We start from the raw sequence: 15,490 nt of genomic DNA on the forward strand, positions 1-15,490 counted from the left end.
GGGCTTTCCCCCAAAGAGGCGGCCTGCTGCCCCAAATGAGGCAGTTTAGTCTTTCCCTAATCATTGAAGTTTATGCGCTTTGCCATGGACATGGCATCGCATCCCCTGCCCAACGGCACCCGTGCCTATGGCCCCGCGCAGCGCGCCCGCTGGACCGCTTTGGCGGCGGAGGCGGCGGAGGCGAACGCCTTTTACGCGCCGGACATGCTGTGCGCGGCGCTGGATCATCTGGCGGGGACACCGGGCGTGCGGATGGTCGAGGCATATGCGGGAGGGGCGCTGATCGGGTTGTTGCCGGTGACGGTGGCGGCCCGTCACGGGCGCCTGCCGATTTCCTGCGTCACCAACTGGATGCATGAGCATTGCTTCTTTGGCGCTCCGTTGATCCGGCGGGGTGATGAGGTGGCGGCTTGGCGGGGATTGCTGGCACAGTTGGATGACGCGCATTGGGCGGCGGGATTTTTGTATCTGCGGGGACTGGACGCAGCGGGGGCGAACGCCGCCGCGCTGGAGGCGCTGTGCGTCGAGCAGCGGCGGGGGCGGCGCGAGGTGCATCGTTATGATCGCGCCATGCTGCGATCCGATCTGGATGCCGACACCTATTGGGAAACGCATGTGCGAGCGAAGAAGCGCAAGGAGATCAGGCGGCTGCAAAAGCGGCTGGCGGACCTTGGCACGGTGAGCCAGCGCCTGCTGGTGGATCGGGCGGAGCTGCCGCACTGGTGTGCCGATTTTCTGGCGCTGGAGGCTTCGGGGTGGAAGGGGCGTGAGGGGTCGGCGCTTGGCTGTTCTCCGCAGGACGCGGCCTTTTTCCGGGCGGCCTGCGCGGCGGCTTTCGATGCCGGATTGCTGCATTTCCTGCGCATTGACCTGGGCGGGCGGCCGATCGCGATGCTGGCGAATTTCCGCCATGGCGAGGGCGCCTTTTCCTTCAAGATCGCCTTTGACGAGGAGATGGGGCGCTTTTCGCCGGGCGTGCTGATCGAGCTTGCCAACCTGCATGCGGTGCAGGGTGATCCGGCGATCGGGTGGATGGACAGCTGTGCTGCGCCCGATCATCCGATGATCGACAGCCTGTGGGCCGAGCGGCGGACGATCGTGCAATATCGCGTGGCGCTGCATGGGAGCGGGATCGATCGGATCGGGCGGATGGCAGCCTTCGCGCTGGCCAATGGCGTGGAGGCGATGGCCAGCCACATGAAGGGACAAGGATGACTGCTCATTTGCCGATCAGCGCGCAGGTTTTCGATGAGGAGGCGCGGCGGATATTCGCGGGAGCCTATCCGGACGCGTCGGTGAAGTTGCACCATGGGCTTGTTGGGCACCCGTTGCTGGCGATCGAGGCGTTGGCCGGATTGGCGGAGCGGATGCCTGCGGCTTCGGTCGAGTATAATCTGGGCAAGCTGCCTTTGGGCGTGCGGCCGGAAGATACGCCGTCCAATGGGCTGACATTGGGCGAGACGATCCGGACGATCGAGACCAATGGCAGCTGGGCGGTGCTGAAGAATGTCGAGCGGGATGCCGCCTATGGCGCGTTGCTGGACACGGCGCTGGCGGAATTGGCTCCGATCGTGGACGTGCGGACGGGGGCGATGCTGAACCGGGAGGCGTTTATCTTCCTGTCGTCGCCGGACAGCGTGACGCCGTTTCACATGGACCCGGAGCATAATATTTTGCTCCAGATCATGGGCGAAAAAGTGATGACCGTCTTTCCGGCTGGAGACGAGGAATTGGTGCCTGCGGTGCAGAGCGAGGCTTTTCATGCGGGCGGGCATCGTAACCTGAATTGGCGGGACGATTTTCGCGGGCGCGGGACGGCGGTGAAGCTGCTGCCCGGTGACGCGATCCATGTGCCGGTGAAGGCGCCGCATTTCGTGGAGAATGGCGCGGGCGTGTCGATCAGTCTGTCGGTGACTTGGCGGTCGGAGCGTAGCGTTGCCGAGAGCGAGCTTCATGGGCTGAACGCGCTGCTGCGGCGGCGGGGATTGCCGGTGGGGCGGATCGGCGCTGCGCCGGAGCGGCAAAGCGCGCGGCGGCTCGCCTATCGAATCATGCGGAAGCTGGGCGTTTAAGCAACCGGCGGAGCAGCGCTTCGGCTTCTAGGGCAGGCGAGAAGCGTTCGAGGAGCCACCATTCGAGCGCCTCTTCGCGCGTGGCGAGACTTTGCTTGTAGCGGTCCTTGCCTGCGAGGAGGGAGTATAGGGTTAGGCCGCGCTCTGCATAATGAGCGACGGCGGCGGTGTGACAAAGCAGGCCGGGCTTGTCCTTGGCCGTGCGCGGGGCGGCGAAAGCGGACTGATAGTTCAGCGCCTGGCCCCGATGGATGAAATTGACGAGCAGGCCGACCGGGCCGCCTTCATCGGTGAAGCGGAGGAGTTCGACTTCGCCGCTGGGGATGCCTTTGCCCGCGAGGGTCAGGAGGAAGCGGCGGAAGGCTGGGTCTGCCCACGCATTGTCATCGTGGCGGCCTTCGTTGAGGGCGCGCATTTCTTCGAGCCATGTGGCGGCTTCATCTGCGGTGGCGGCGGTGACGGTGGGGAGGCCGTTATGGTCCTTGATGGCGCGGCGAATCTGGCTGCGGGTGTTGGCGCTTAGCAGGGAGAGATAGTCGCCCTTTGCGGCGCGGACGGCTTCGAGATCGGCTTGGTAAACGGGTGAGCGGTCGAGGCGGGTGGCGCGGTGGGCGCGCAGGCCGAGCAAAGGAGAGCCGGGCGTGATGCCGCTGAGGCGGAGGGCGCGCCAGTCGGTACGGCGCTGGAGGGCCGTGTGGAAGGCCTGGACGGATTCTGCCTCACGATCGCGCTCGGCGAGCAGGCCGTTATATTCGACATAGGGCCGGTCGGCGGCGGGGTCGCCCGACTGGTTGAGCGAGAGAGTGGCGCAGCGGCCGAGAAGGCGCGGCTGTAGCGCATGGCCGGTGAGTGCGAGGGCGATGTCCCTGCCCTCTCCGTCCGTGACGCTTAGGAGGTCGGGGCGGACGGCGTAGCTTTCGAGCCAGCTGCTGGTCCAGGTCCAGCCGAGGAAGAAGGCGGCGTCCGATGCCGCCTCCAACGCCTGCCAGCGTTGGGCCAGCGCGGCGAGATCGGGCAAGGGGGAGAAGTGGGCGTTAAGGGCCATCGCCGCCTCTTGTGGCAGAGCGGCGGGAGCGGTCAAGTCACTGGCGTGGGGGGTGCCTTAGGCGCCGTCTGCATTCACCGTATCCAGATCATGGCGCATGCGAGATGGACGAAGCCCATGAAGGCTGAGATGGTTTTCTCGCATCGTAAGGCGATCCTACGGAAGCGTTTGAGTTTGTTGAAGAAGCATTCGACCTGATGGCGCTCCTTGTAGAGCCTCCAGTCAATGGGCGGCGCGACAGCGCGGCTGGGATTGGCCTTGATTTGAGCGGTTGCGCCGAGTTCACCGGCGATGAAGGCGCGTAGCGGATCGGCGTCATAGGCGGCATCGGCAATGACATGATCAACGTCCTTGAGCCCGGCCAGGAGGGACTGGGCCTGCGGGCAATCGCCATATTGCCCCGGCGTTGGATGGATGCGCAGCGGCAGGCCGATCGCATCGACCACGGCATGCAATTTGGTTGTCAGCCCGCCACGCGAACGACCGATGGCGGCACTTTGAGCCCCCCTTTTGCGCCCGCCGCGTCGGCGTGGACCTTTGAGATCGTGCTGTCGATCATGACATACTCAAAGTCGGGCGTATCGGCCATGGCATGGAAAAGCTCTTCCCACACGCCATTGTGAGACCAGCGGCGAAAGCGGGCATGCACCCCCGTCCACTTCCCGAAAACCTCAGGAAGATCCCGCCAATGCGCTGCGTTGCCCGCCATCCACAAGATCGCATCGACAAACAACCGGTTATCCACTCCGCTCCGGCCCGGCATGCCAGATCGCCCGGGAAGATGCCCTTTGATCCGCTCCCACTGGTCGTCCGTCAGTGCACGTCTGCTCAATGATCGTCTCCTTCGACAACCTTGAATCAGAACTTCAACTCAATGGGAATCCTGTGAATGCAGACAGCGCCTAGAGGCTGAGGCGCTTGGCGGGGTCGACCGATCCGTCCGGGCGGACGCCTGCGCGGGCGAGATCACGGCGCATGCGTCCGGTGAGGAAGCGGAACCACATGCGGAAATCGGCGCGCAGGGACCAGAGGGGATGACGGAGAGTGGCGGGCTGGTTGCGTTCGATCAGGGCGTGGGCGGCCCAGGCAAAGCCGTAACCGGCGACAGGCAGGGCCGGAAGCAGCCACCAGCGGCCGGTCAAGGGCATCACGCCGAGCAGCAGGACAACGGTGCTGGTCCCCGCATAGTGCATCGCCCTTGTCGCGGGGCGTGCATGTTCCTGAAGATAATAGGGCCAGAAATCGCTGAACGCCGCGACATCGCGCATGCCATCCTCCCGCTGCGGGACGACCGGGCTATAGCCAAGTTCAATCCATGTTAAGGGCGATGCGTCAGGCCGTGCGCGATTCAGGGGCGAAAAGGAAATAGTCATAGGCCGCTCGCGCCACTTCGGCCATGATGCGGTCGCGCGCGGCGTGGCCGCGATGATCCTTCATGACGAAGACGGAAATGGCGATGGGGCGGCCGTCCGGCAGGGTGATGATGCCGGTGTCATTGCCCAGGCCATTGAGCGTGCCCGTCTTGTGCGCGATCGGCGTGCCGGGCGGGAGCATGGCGACGAGGCGCGCCTTGCCCGTCTTGCAGCGCGCCATGATGCCGAGCAGCATGGCCGTGCTGCCCTTCTTCAACGCCTTGCCATGTTGGATGACGGCAAGCAGGTCGTTCATCGCGCGCGGCGTGGAGGTGTCGCGGGGATCGGCGGCGAAGGCGATGTTGGGTAGGTCCCGCGCATCCCGTGCCCGCGATGACAGGCCGGTGTCGGCGTCGTCCCCCGCTCCACCCACCGCCTTTGCCCGGGCGAGCAATTGCGCGGTGTTGCTGTCTACCCGCTGGCCGCGAATGCCGAGCGACTGGAGCCAGCCATGGACCGCCTGCGGGCCGCCAGCGCGGGCGACGAGCGCGTCGGTCGCTTCATTGTCGCTGCGGGTGAGCATGAGGTCGAGCAAGGTCGTGACCGGCATCGGCGTGCCGAGGCGCGGGAGCTTTTCATCGAAACGCAGCGTACCCGCGTCGGCGAGCGACAGGATCTTGCCCGCCACCGCGACCTTGTAAGTGCTGGCCATGGGGAAAAGCGTGTCGCCATTGAGCTCCAGCGTCTCGCCATTGCGCAGGTCGCGCACCGCTATGCCGACCGTGCCGTCGCTGAGCGCCGCGAAACGGGTGAATTCGCCGAGAAGACGCGATTGGGCCGTTTGATGCACCACATTGGGCTGGGAACCGAAGGCGTCAGCCGTGGGCAGCGGTGCGAGAAACAGGCCGAGGGCCGCCAAAAGGGCGGTCGTGAAGGAAAGGCGCGGCATGATTTTCCTTTCCCTCATTTTCCGGCGCGGAGCAAGGCCGCCGTGCGGTTGACAGGCCGTTGCCGGGCAGGTCATCAGGCGGTCATGACCGCAACGATCAAGCTCGACGAAAGCTGGCGCGCGCCGCTGCGCGAGGAATTCGACCGCCCCTATATGCAGGCGCTCAAAACATTTCTGGAAGAGGAGAAGCGACAGGGAAAGCGCATATTCCCTAAGGGCAGCGAATATTTCCGCGCGCTGGACCTGACGCCGCTCGGCAATGTGAAGGCGGTGATATTGGGGCAGGACCCCTATCATGGCGAGGGGCAGGCACATGGGCTGTGCTTCAGCGTGCAGCCGGGGGTACGTACGCCGCCTTCGCTCAAGAATATCTACAAAGAACTGAAGAGCGACCTGGGCATCGACGCGCCGCAGCATGGCTTTCTGGAGCATTGGGCGCGGCAGGGCGTGCTGCTTCTGAACAGCGTGTTGTCGGTCGAGATGGGGCGCGCCGCTTCACACCAGAAGCGCGGCTGGGAAGAGTTTACCGATGCGATCATTCGGCTGGTCAACCGACAGGAGGAGCCGGTCGTGTTCCTGCTGTGGGGTGCTTATGCGCAGCGGAAGGCGGCTTTTGTGGACCAGACGCGGCATTTGGTGCTGAAGGCAGCGCATCCTTCGCCGCTGTCGGCGCATAATGGGTTTTTGGGGTGTCGGCATTTCTCGCAGGCCAATGCCTTTTTGGAGGCGAAGGGGCGTGGGGGGATTGATTGGGCTTTGCCGGAATGTGGGGTTGAGGGATGAGGCGCCGCTTGATCCGCAATGGCCATCACTTTCGTCATCCCAGCGAAAGCTGGGATGTAGATTCACGTTTGAAGTGCAACATTTGGATTGAAGCGAGAGAATGCCTCTGCGGGGGTAAGGAAGTCGAGACATTTTCTTGGCGTATGATTGTATCGCTGTATGGCAGCGAGGATATCATCGGGGGTGATGGCATCGAGGTTGGTTTTGCGGGGGAGGCTGCGGCGGAGGCGTCCGATGGCATTTTCGACGCCGCCTTTTTGCCAGGGTGATCGGACATCGAAGAAGGAGGTCTGGATGCCGATCTGGCTTGCGAGCTGGTGATGCCGGGCGAACTCGGGTCCATTGTCGAAAGCGATGGAGCGCCGGAGGGTTTTGGGCAGGTCGGCCAGCATGTCCGCCAGATGGCCTGCGGTTCTGCGGGCCTTTCGATCCTGTGGCCGGTGGATGATCGTGAACCGGGAGGCGCGTTCATGGGCGACGAGGATGGCTTGGCCATAGCGGGCAAAGAGCATGAAATCGGCTTCCCAATGGCCCGGGCTTTGCCGGTCGTCGGCGTCAGGAGGGCGCTCGCTCAAGGAGCGGCGATGCTTGATGATGTTGAGCATGCTCCCGCCGGTAGGGACAGGGTGGCCGCGCCTGTGCCGGGCGCGCGGCAGCAGGCGGTGCCAATAATCCTTCTGTGCCGAACGGTGGTAGATGAAGCGGTAGATTGACTCAGGGCTGATGAGGGTGCGACCGTGCTCGCGCGTCAATCGGCCTGCGATCTGCTCGGGGGACCATCCCATCGCAAGGCCGTCCCTCACAAGGCCGCGCAGGTCCGGTTGGCGTTCCAGCTTGAAGCGGCAATCCCATCGGCGCCTGCGTTCGGCAAGCTGCTGGGCGCGGACAGGCTCATAGCCACCGGGCCAGACCTTGGTTCGCACGCTGTTGCGCCGCAGTTCGCGACTGATCGTAGCTGGCGCCCGCCCGAGATGCGCCGCTATGGTTCTTTGCGATTTACCGCCTGCATGCAGGCGGTAAATCTCGATCCGCTCCTCAAGGCTGAGCTGGCCATATCTCTGTCCCATCGCAACAACACCCCTAGCAGGTGTTGCACTTGTTCCGTGAACTCAGGGCATCTCGGGAGGTAGCGTTCGGCCAAGCCGCATAAGATCCCAGCTTCCGCTGGGATGACGAAGTTTTGACAACGGGAAGGGGTTGTCGCGCCCCTCTCCCGCCTGCGGGAGAAGGGTTAGGCTTACCGCTTCTGGGCGAACCAGATGACGTGGCGGGGGCCTTTGCCATTATCGCGGGCTTTGACCGCTACCTCATCGACCAGAAAGCCCGCGTCGCGCAGGCGGCGGGTGAAGGCAGCGTCGGGAGCGGCGGACCAGATGGCGAGGATGCCGCCGGGCTTGAGCGCTGCCTTGGCGGTGGCGAGGCCAGCGGAGGAATAGAGCCGATCGTTGGCGGGCGCGGTGAGGCCGTCGGGGCCGTTGTCTACGTCGAGGAGAATAGCGTCGTAGCGTTGCTGGCTGGCGGCGATCTCTGCCGCGACATCGCCTTCGATCAGGGTGACACGCGGGTCCTCCAGACAACCTGCCGCCAGTTCGACCATCGGACCCCGTGCCCATTCGATGATCTTGGGCACCAGTTCGACGACCGTAGCGCGACCGTCCTGCCCCATGCCCGCCAGCGCCGCGCGCAGGGTAAAGCCCATGCCGTAACCGCCGATCAGGAGATGCGGCGCTTTTCGGCCCTTCAGGCGCTCAAGCGACATGACGGCTAACGCCTTTTCCGAACCGCTCATGCGGCTGCTCATCAGCTCGTTGCGCTCGAGAACGATCATGTGATCGCCGCCCCGGCTATAGAGCTTCAGTTCCTGTCCGCCCGGCACGGCGGCGGTGTCGATGAGTATGCGAGGGGTCACTGGCAGGTCCTTGTGTCGATGGCCCCGCATGGCAGCTTGCTTGAGCCGAGGCAAATCATCAAAGGCTGGCGCAAGAGGCGCCCTGCCCCTATCTCGCGGACAGCCCCTTCACCCCTTTCCAGCAGGCAGTTCTTTTTCATGCGCTATTTCCTCGACACCGAATTCAACGGATTTGCAGGCGCGCTGATCAGCGTCGCGCTGGTGCCGGAATTTGGCGACGATGAATTTTACGTGTCGCTGCCGCTGGCGGAGGAGCCGCATGGCTGGGTGCAGCGCAACGTCATCCCCTATCTGCGCCATGTGCCGCCGGGGATCGACATGGAGTTGAGCCGGGTCGAGGCTGCGCATCATCTGGCCGATTATCTGGCGGGTGATCCGGAGCCGGTGATCGTCGCGGACTGGCCGGAGGATCTGGCGCATTTCTGCGCGCTGCTGGTGACCGGGCCGGGGCAGATGGTGGATATGAACGGGTTGCAGTTGCAGCTGGTGAATGCGGCGGGATTCAGTGCGGCGGCGAATAGCAGGATACCGCATAATGCGCTGCATGATGCGCGGGCTTTGCGGGATTTTTGTTTGGGGGGGTGAAAATATCAAATCCTCCCTGCGCCGAAGGCGTGGGGAGGGGGACCAGCCGCAGGCTGGTGGAGGGGAAACGGCGCAGGTCGTGCCATTTCCCCTCCACCACCGCTGCGCGGCGGTCCCCCTCCCCATCTAGCGATGGGGAGGATTTGATGAGGCCCCAAAACGGATCGAGGCCCGGTCCTGCTTGCGCAGGCCGAGCCTCATTCCCTCTCCGAACCGATGAACGGATCAGCCGTCGTAGTCGCCGCCGACATTCTGGTTGCGCGGCGGGGCGGCGGCGGTGAGGCGCAGGGCCTCTGCCGACTGAGCGATCGATCCGATTTCGTCCGGCGTGTCGTCGTCGTCGATCTGCACCTTTTGTAGCGAGCCGACGAGCGAATCGTGCAGTTCGGCCGGGAGAACGGTTTCTTCAGCGATCTCGCGCAAGGCGACGACCGGGTTTTTATCGCGGTCGCGGTCCAACGTCAGTTCAGCGCCACCGGAAATCTCACGGGCGCGCTGCGCCGCAAGCAGGACGAGGTCAAAACGGTTGGTAACCTTGTCGACGCAATCTTCGACGGTAACGCGGGCCAAACGGGCGCTCCTGGCAAAATGATGGAAATCGTGAGGGCAGCGCCTATCAGCGGGCGGGCGGGGAGTCAATGAAAAGCCCATAAAGCCGTGGCGCATAGCGGCAATTAGGCGCATGAACGGGATATGGCTACCAACCGGCAGTCCCCTGTGAAGCGCGACGAGGCCGGGATCGGCCTGTCCATCCGGGGTCACCGGCTGGACGTGATCGAACATGGTCCCGCCCTGCGAGAGACGTTGATCGGCCTGATCGATGGCGCGCGGGACAGCCTGAAGCTCTATTATTATATCTTCGCTGCCGATGAGAGCGGGCGGATGGTGCTGGATCGTCTGATCTCGGCACGAGGGCGCGGCGTTGCCGTGACGTTGATGATCGATGCGTTCGGATCGGCCGACACGCCCGTCGCCTTCTTCGACCCGTTGATCAAGGCCGGGGGACGGTTTGGCCGATTCGGCGCGCGGCGGTCGACCCGCTATCTGATCCGCAACCATCAGAAGATGACCATCGCGGACGACCGGCGGCTGCTGCTCGGCGGGTTCAATGTGGAGGATGGCTATTTCGGATTGCCCGAAGAGGATGCCTGGGTGGACCTGGGCCTTTTGATCGACGGGCCGCAGGTCGCGGCGATGACCAACTGGTACGGGCAGCTGTGGCGGTGGGTATCGACCAGCAAGCAGAGTTTCCGCACAATGCGGGGGATGGTGCGGCATTGGCACCCGTCGTTGCACCATGACCCCGATGATCCGATGCGATGGCTGATCGGCGGGCCGACCCGGCGATTGAGCCCCTGGGCGCAGGTGGTGAAGCATGACCTGGAGCATGCGCGGCGAGTGGACATGGTGGCCGCCTATTTCTCGCCGGGACGCGGCATGCTGAAACGCATTGCGCGCGCGGCGCGGCGAGAGGGCGCTCGGTTGATCCTGCCGTCCCGGTCGGACAATGGCGCGACGGTGGCGGCGGCGCGGCTGCTGTACGGGCCGCTGCTGCGGCGCGGGGTGGAGATATGGGAATATCAGAAGCGCAAGCTGCACATGAAGCTGATCGTCATCGATGACGCGGTCTTCATCGGATCAGCCAATTTCGACATGCGCAGCCTGTTCCTGAATCTGGAGATCATGCTGCGGATCGAGGACAAGGCGCTGGCGGACGAAGCGAGGGACTTCATCAGCCGTCGCGCAGAGGAAAGCCGACAGATCACGCTGGAACGCTACAAGGCGCAGCGCGGGGTGCTGACTTTGGTGAAGCAGTGGATCAGCTATTTCCTGGTGGGAGTGGTGGATTACACCGTCACGCGGCGGTTGAATTTCCGCAATCCGGACGCGGATTAAAGAGGTCGCCCCGGGGCGGCCATCAGGCCAGCGCTTCCTCCGCCGGGGTAAAGGGCAGGTCCAGCGCCTGAGCCACCGCCTGATAGGTCACCTTGCCGTCCCAGACGTTGAGCCCCGCGAGCAGATGCGGGTCGGATTGCAGCGCCTTCTTCCACCCCAGATCAGCTATGCGCAGCGCATGCGGCAGGGTGACATTGTTGAGCGCGTAGGTGCTGGTGCGCGCGACCGCGCCGGGCATGTTGGCGACGCAATAATGGACAATGCCATCGACGATATAGGTGGGATCGGCATGGGTCGTGGGATGGCTGGTTTCGAAACAGCCGCCCTGATCGATTGCGACGTCGACCAGCACGGAGCCTTTCTTCATGGTCTTGAGCATGTCGGCGCTGACCAGCTTGGGCGCGGCGGCTCCGGGGATGAGCACGGCGCCGATGACGAGGTCCGCGTCCGCCACGCATTCGGCCAGATTGGCGCGGTTGGAAAAGCGGGTCTTTGCCCGCGCCTCGAAATAGATGCCCAGCCGCTCCAGCACTTCAGGGCTGCGGTCGAGTATGGTGACGTCCGCACCGAGGCCCGCCGCCATCTGCGCCGCGTTGAAGCCGACGACCCCACCGCCGATCACGCAGACCTTGGCCGGAAGGACGCCGGGCACGCCGCCCAGCAGCACGCCCCGGCCGCCATTCGCCTTTTCCAGCGCGGTCGCGCCCGCCTGAATCGACATGCGCCCGGCAACCTGGCTCATGGGCTTTAGCAGCGGGAGGCCCCCGCCAGCGTCGGTGACTGTTTCATAAGCGATGCAGACAGCGCCCGACGCCAGGAGGTCACGGGTCTGGTCCGGGTCGGGCGCGAGATGGAGGTAGGTGTAGAGTATCTGGCCCGGGCGCAACATGGCGCGTTCCTCCGGCTGCGGCTCCTTCACCTTCACGATCATTTCGGCCGTTTCGAACACGTCCCGCGCGCTCGGGACGATCTCGCCCCCGGCTCTGGCGTACAGCGCATCATGCGCGCCGATCCCCTCCCCCGCGCCGTTTTCCACCAGCACCCGGTGGCCATGCGAGGTCAGTTCATGCACGCTCTCAGGCGTCAGGCCGACGCGATATTCGTGATTCTTGATCTCCCTGACCGTGCCTACAATCATGTTCAGCCTTTCCGTTCCGGAGAGATGCCGCATCTGGATAGGGTATCGCCGCAAATGGGACGTTTGTTCCTGAATGTAGGTTGCGGCCGGACATTTGCCTATCCGTCACGGTCAACGTAGCGCGACGGCGGGTGACGTAGCGCCGCGAAATTGAAGCAAGTCGCGGCATCCCCTTGCCACCCGCCGCGCCGCACGATAGGGAGCCGCCTTCCAGTGCATGCGGAGCGGTGGCCGAGTGGTCGAAGGCGCTCGCCTGGAAAGTGAGTATACGTCAAAAGCGTATCGAGGGTTCGAATCCCTCCCGCTCCGCCACCACCTTAGTGAAAAGCCTAGAAGCGGAATGTGATCCTGTTGGACAACCCGTTCTTGAGCGGATCTATCAGGCTGCCCGAGTTACCCTGTCGTTGCCTGACATATCCCGCTCAGGCGCCCTTTTGGGTCCTTGGAGCGCAGCTGGGACGACACGCGTGGTTGCGCTTAATTTCTCGGGCGCCGGATCACTGTTGGCAATACGGGAATGTACTTCAGTGGTCCGAAGATCCGCCAACCAGAGGCGTTTGGCGACAGCCAGAGCAGCGGCGGCCGCAGAGGGACGAACGGCATTGATCCGGATTTCGTTCGTAAACAGGGCGACGATCAGCCGGTCACGGATGTCCTCTGAATGAAAGTCGAATTCAATGCCGAGGCGCCTGCCCGAACGGCGTACAAATCCGCGCAACAGGCCAACGTCCGGCAACACGACATCGACGCGCTCGCCGACACTCAGGCCCGCCGGGTCAGCAAGCTCCAGCCCAAGACCGGAGATGGAGATGTCGCCCTTGTCTGACCGGATCATCTGTCCCTGCGCGCTCAGAATCGTCACGGCCTGCCGCAGCGCGAAGCGCTCCTCGCCCCGGACACGCGGCTTTTCCAGGCACATCATGGCAACCAGCAGCAGGATGAACATGTTCACGATCGTCCAGAAGGTCACCATGGGCAGCAGGCCGACCTGCGACACGACCCGATATTCCGGTGTAACATTGATCATCAGGCCAGCGAAACTGAGCGCCAGGAGGCCGAGCGCTACGAACAATATCGTTCTTTCCCATGGATTCCCGCCCGCGTCTGACCCTTTGGGTGTGACCTTGAAGACAAGGCCTTTTGGACGGAACAATGTTTGCAGGGCGACGGGCAAAATGCGGAAGGACTGGAACAGCGACAAAATTTGCGCGGCAAGCGGGTAATAGCGCCCCGGTGCCAGAAGCGTGATGCCGCTCAACATGGCGACGATCAGCGGCAGGACATAGTGAATGACCGCCTCCAGATCGATGCCGACCATCGGAGCCAGATTGAACAGCATGAAGCAGATGGGCGTCAGCACGGTGAACATGGATTGGAGGCCCTGCGTGATCCATGCGCTGGGCAGGAACAGCAGGCGATAGCGCAGTTTCAATCCTGGCCCCAAAGGACCTTCTTTTAGATACAGTATCTGGATCGCACCTTGCGCCCAGCGCTGACGCTGAACAAAAAAGGCGGTCGTGCTTTCCGGAGCGAGGCCAAAGGCCAGAGGCTCATTCAGATAGCGGGTAACATAACCCTGTCGCAAGCTGGCCAGCGTCAGCAGCATGTCTTCAGTAATCGATCCTTCCGGCAGCCCTCCGCCGATCGATTCAAACAAGGTCCTGCGCGTCACGGAGTTCGATCCGCAGCAAAAGGCGGCGTCCCAACCGTCGCGGCCCGGCATGATCGCTTCGAAGAAAAATCGCTGATCGTCCGGCATGGCCTGTTGCAGGCCCAGATTGGTCTGCATGGGGTCGTGATTGTAGAAGCTGTGCGGAACCTGGACGATGCCAATCCGATCAGACTCGAAAAAGCCCATGGTGCGCAGCAGGAAGTCTCGGCGAGGCACGAAGTCCGCGTCAAACACCGCCACGAAGGGCGCGTCGGTGACCGTCAGCCCGTGATTGATATTGCCGGCCTTCGCGCCTTTATTGTCCGGCCGGTTGATGTAGCCAGCCCCCTTGGCCACGCACAGGTCGCGTACCCAGGGTCGCCGACCATCGTCCAGCACCCATATGCGCGCGTCCGGCCAGTCGAGGGCGAGACAGCCGAGGATGGATTTTTCCAGCACTTCGCGCGGTTCATTATAGGTGGCTATGAAAACATCCACCGGGGATAAATTCAGCGGGTCTTCTTCCCATGCAGCGCGCAGCCGTGCCTGCCCCGCATCAGCTTCCGCCGACCGGTCGCGCGGCCGGGAAAGGATTGCCAGCAAGATCGCGCCATCGAACAGTGCGGCACTTTCCACCAGCAGACAGGTGAGCGGCCACCATAGCTTGCCCGCACCCTCGCCCCAGGGAATCGTCTGTGCGATCCGCCACTGCAGATAATAGACAATGGTGCACCCAATCGTCGCGACCAGCCCCGCACGCCACGGCCATATCTTGCCGAAAAGCAGCAAGAATCCCACCAGCAACGCCAGAGGCGCGAAAGGTGCAGTGGTAGCGATGCTGGACATGTGCCGTCAGAGCCTGCGGCTGAACCGGACCTCGGCCAAACGTCCCACATCGCATTTGCGCGCGGCATCGATCTGCCGGGGCTCGGGCGCTGGCAGGGCGACATCGACCAGTATCTCCCGATCCTCCGGCAACGAATAGGTGGAAGCGGCCAGCAATTCCTCCCTGCGCCGCCCCGCCGCGCCGGTGATGTTCACGACCTGCCCCTTGAGCCACTGATCGGAACCGATCATACGAACGTCTGCGGGCGTGCCGGGACCGACGACTTCGGCCTTCCGCTCGGGAAGGGTGACCTGGACGAAGCGCCGACGGCAATCGATCAGGTCGAGCACCGGCTCGCCCGCGCGAATGGCGGCGCCGGGGCTGGCGACCGCCGCCCATACCAAAGTTCCCGCAGGGGCACGATAGCCCGCCCGGGCCAGCGCATCCTTCAATCTCAGACTGGCCTGACGGTAACGGGCCGTCGCGTCACTCAACGTCTTTTCGACCGCCTGCTTCTGCAAGAGCAGGCGATCACCCTGCTGCACTGCATAGGGCGCGTCATTATAGCTGTCGCCGATGAACACGCCCGATTGCGCGGCACTGCGCGTAACCTGAATGGCCCGCAGCCTGGCGGCGGCGCTGCTGCAATTGCTGCTCTTCAAGGATGCGGCAGCTTCCGCCTTCTGCACCCCGGCGGGCGATATGAAGCCCCGCGCCGCCAGCACGCGCGTGCGGGCCAGATTAGCGGCTTGCTCTGCGCGTTCGGCCTGGCACCCCGCGAGATCTGCCTGCGCGGAGTCGCGATCAGCGCTAAGGCGCGTTGCCATGGCGCCGGAAAAAAGCGTCGCGCGCTGCGCCAATCGCTGACTTTGGCCGTTCAGTTCCGCCAATTGCCGTTCGCTGAGCGCCATTTCCGTCTGCGCAATCTCGGCTTGCGCTTTTAGTTCGGCGACCTCGCCCGTATCCTGCGACAGGTCCAACAGATGTATTCCGGTGGCTTTGTCGAAATAATGGCCGTTCGCCGGGAGATCGGCGACCGTCCCATCGGCGGCGGCCGTCAGCCTGATCAGCGGAGCGTTGATCGCCGCTTGGGTAGAAACATCGTTCAACACATAGGGCGCGAAACCCATGGCGCCACCCCCGATCAGGGCGGTCGCCAATATGATACGCGTCATTCGTGCGCGCAAAAGATTTTGAATATCAATCATTTTCGCCGCTGACCCGCTGCCTTTTTACACTCTTCCGAAGCGTAACATCGGATAGTTAGCGGCGCGTTAATGACGT

At 63.6% G+C, this 15,490-nt stretch carries 15 protein-coding genes and 1 tRNA gene; 6 read left to right on the forward strand and 10 right to left on the reverse strand.

Translation table 11 applies throughout. The annotated features are described in order from the left end of the window. The first annotated feature begins 84 nt into the window (after positions 1-84). Together ACZ5U1_RS09105 and ACZ5U1_RS09110 are read left to right on the forward strand one after the other, a co-directional pair. Positions 85-1,215: a GNAT family N-acetyltransferase gene (locus ACZ5U1_RS09105; RefSeq protein ID WP_464778133.1), complete on the forward strand. Its 1,131-nt coding sequence runs from the start codon at positions 85-87 to the stop codon at positions 1,213-1,215. Next, a complete protein-coding gene (locus ACZ5U1_RS09110; protein WP_464778134.1) occupies positions 1,212-2,072 on the forward strand; it encodes a transcriptional regulator in 861 nt (286 codons plus the stop codon). Before ACZ5U1_RS09105 ends, ACZ5U1_RS09110 begins: the two co-directional genes overlap by 4 nt. On the opposite strand, the gene ACZ5U1_RS09115 is transcribed toward ACZ5U1_RS09110, so the two are convergent. The 4 genes from ACZ5U1_RS09115 to ACZ5U1_RS09130 form a co-directional block, all read right to left on the reverse strand. Then, on the reverse strand, positions 2,050-3,117 hold the full coding sequence (locus ACZ5U1_RS09115; RefSeq protein WP_464778135.1) for a GNAT family N-acetyltransferase: 1,068 nt from the start codon (positions 3,115-3,117) through the stop codon (positions 2,050-2,052). The two genes, ACZ5U1_RS09110 and ACZ5U1_RS09115, sit on opposite strands and share 23 nt — an antisense overlap. A 74-nt stretch (positions 3,118-3,191) precedes the next feature. After that, positions 3,192-3,949 (reverse strand): IS5 family transposase gene (locus tag ACZ5U1_RS09120; RefSeq protein ID WP_464778136.1). Its coding sequence is split into 2 segments (ribosomal slippage): positions 3,192-3,631 and positions 3,631-3,949, totalling 759 coding nucleotides; the frame shifts between segments, so codons are not numbered across the junction. 70 nt (positions 3,950-4,019) lie between these two features. Then, positions 4,020-4,385 (reverse strand): Mpo1-like protein, encoded by a 366-nt coding sequence (locus ACZ5U1_RS09125; protein ID WP_464778137.1) that lies wholly within the window; start codon positions 4,383-4,385, stop codon positions 4,020-4,022. Positions 4,386-4,449: 64 nt separating this feature from the next. After that, positions 4,450-5,418, reverse strand: coding sequence for a serine hydrolase (locus tag ACZ5U1_RS09130; RefSeq protein WP_464778138.1), 969 nt, complete (start codon positions 5,416-5,418; stop codon positions 4,450-4,452). An 84-nt stretch (positions 5,419-5,502) separates the two neighbouring features. On the opposite strand from ACZ5U1_RS09130, the gene ung reads away from it, so the two are divergent. Then, complete coding sequence (gene ung, locus ACZ5U1_RS09135; RefSeq protein ID WP_464778139.1) at positions 5,503-6,201, forward strand: uracil-DNA glycosylase; 699 nt, start codon at positions 5,503-5,505, stop codon at positions 6,199-6,201. Between the two features lie 62 nt (positions 6,202-6,263). Here ung and ACZ5U1_RS09140 read toward each other — a convergent pair whose 3' ends face one another. Both ACZ5U1_RS09140 and ACZ5U1_RS09145 read right to left on the reverse strand, forming a co-directional pair. Continuing rightward, positions 6,264-7,268 (reverse strand): IS30 family transposase, encoded by a 1,005-nt coding sequence (locus ACZ5U1_RS09140; RefSeq protein ID WP_464778140.1) that lies wholly within the window; start codon positions 7,266-7,268, stop codon positions 6,264-6,266. A 170-nt stretch (positions 7,269-7,438) separates the two neighbouring features. Then, positions 7,439-8,110, reverse strand: coding sequence for a spermidine synthase (locus ACZ5U1_RS09145; RefSeq protein WP_464778141.1), 672 nt, complete (start codon positions 8,108-8,110; stop codon positions 7,439-7,441). Between the two features lie 138 nt (positions 8,111-8,248). On the opposite strand from ACZ5U1_RS09145, the gene ACZ5U1_RS09150 reads away from it, so the two are divergent. Further along, the gene (locus tag ACZ5U1_RS09150) at positions 8,249-8,695 is read left to right on the forward strand and encodes a hypothetical protein (protein ID WP_196224477.1); all 447 of its coding nucleotides are present in this window, start codon (positions 8,249-8,251) and stop codon (positions 8,693-8,695) included. A 225-nt stretch (positions 8,696-8,920) separates the two neighbouring features. Here ACZ5U1_RS09150 and rpoZ read toward each other — a convergent pair whose 3' ends face one another. After that, complete coding sequence (gene rpoZ, locus ACZ5U1_RS09155) at positions 8,921-9,265, reverse strand: DNA-directed RNA polymerase subunit omega (RefSeq protein WP_196224478.1); 345 nt, start codon at positions 9,263-9,265, stop codon at positions 8,921-8,923. Positions 9,266-9,388: 123 nt separating this feature from the next. Here rpoZ and ACZ5U1_RS09160 point away from each other — a divergent pair, with 123 nt between their 5' ends. Continuing rightward, complete coding sequence (locus ACZ5U1_RS09160; protein ID WP_464778142.1) at positions 9,389-10,591, forward strand: phospholipase D-like domain-containing protein; 1,203 nt, start codon at positions 9,389-9,391, stop codon at positions 10,589-10,591. Between the two features lie 22 nt (positions 10,592-10,613). Here ACZ5U1_RS09160 and ald read toward each other — a convergent pair whose 3' ends face one another. Then, positions 10,614-11,729, reverse strand: coding sequence for an alanine dehydrogenase (ald, locus tag ACZ5U1_RS09165; protein ID WP_464778143.1), 1,116 nt, complete (start codon positions 11,727-11,729; stop codon positions 10,614-10,616). 221 nt (positions 11,730-11,950) lie between these two features. On the opposite strand from ald, the gene ACZ5U1_RS09170 reads away from it, so the two are divergent. Next, positions 11,951-12,041, forward strand: a tRNA-Ser gene (locus tag ACZ5U1_RS09170). Positions 12,042-12,108: 67 nt separating this feature from the next. Here the strand turns inward: ACZ5U1_RS09170 and ACZ5U1_RS09175 are convergent. Beyond that, on the reverse strand, positions 12,109-14,226 hold the full coding sequence (locus ACZ5U1_RS09175; protein ID WP_464778144.1) for a glycosyltransferase: 2,118 nt from the start codon (positions 14,224-14,226) through the stop codon (positions 12,109-12,111). A 6-nt stretch (positions 14,227-14,232) separates the two neighbouring features. After that, positions 14,233-15,381, reverse strand: a complete 1,149-nt coding sequence (locus ACZ5U1_RS09180) for an HlyD family secretion protein (RefSeq protein WP_464778145.1) — start codon at positions 15,379-15,381, stop codon at positions 14,233-14,235. Positions 15,382-15,490: the final 109 nt, after the last annotated feature.

The sequence above is a fragment of the Sphingobium sp. TomTYG72 genome, assembly GCF_055394715.1.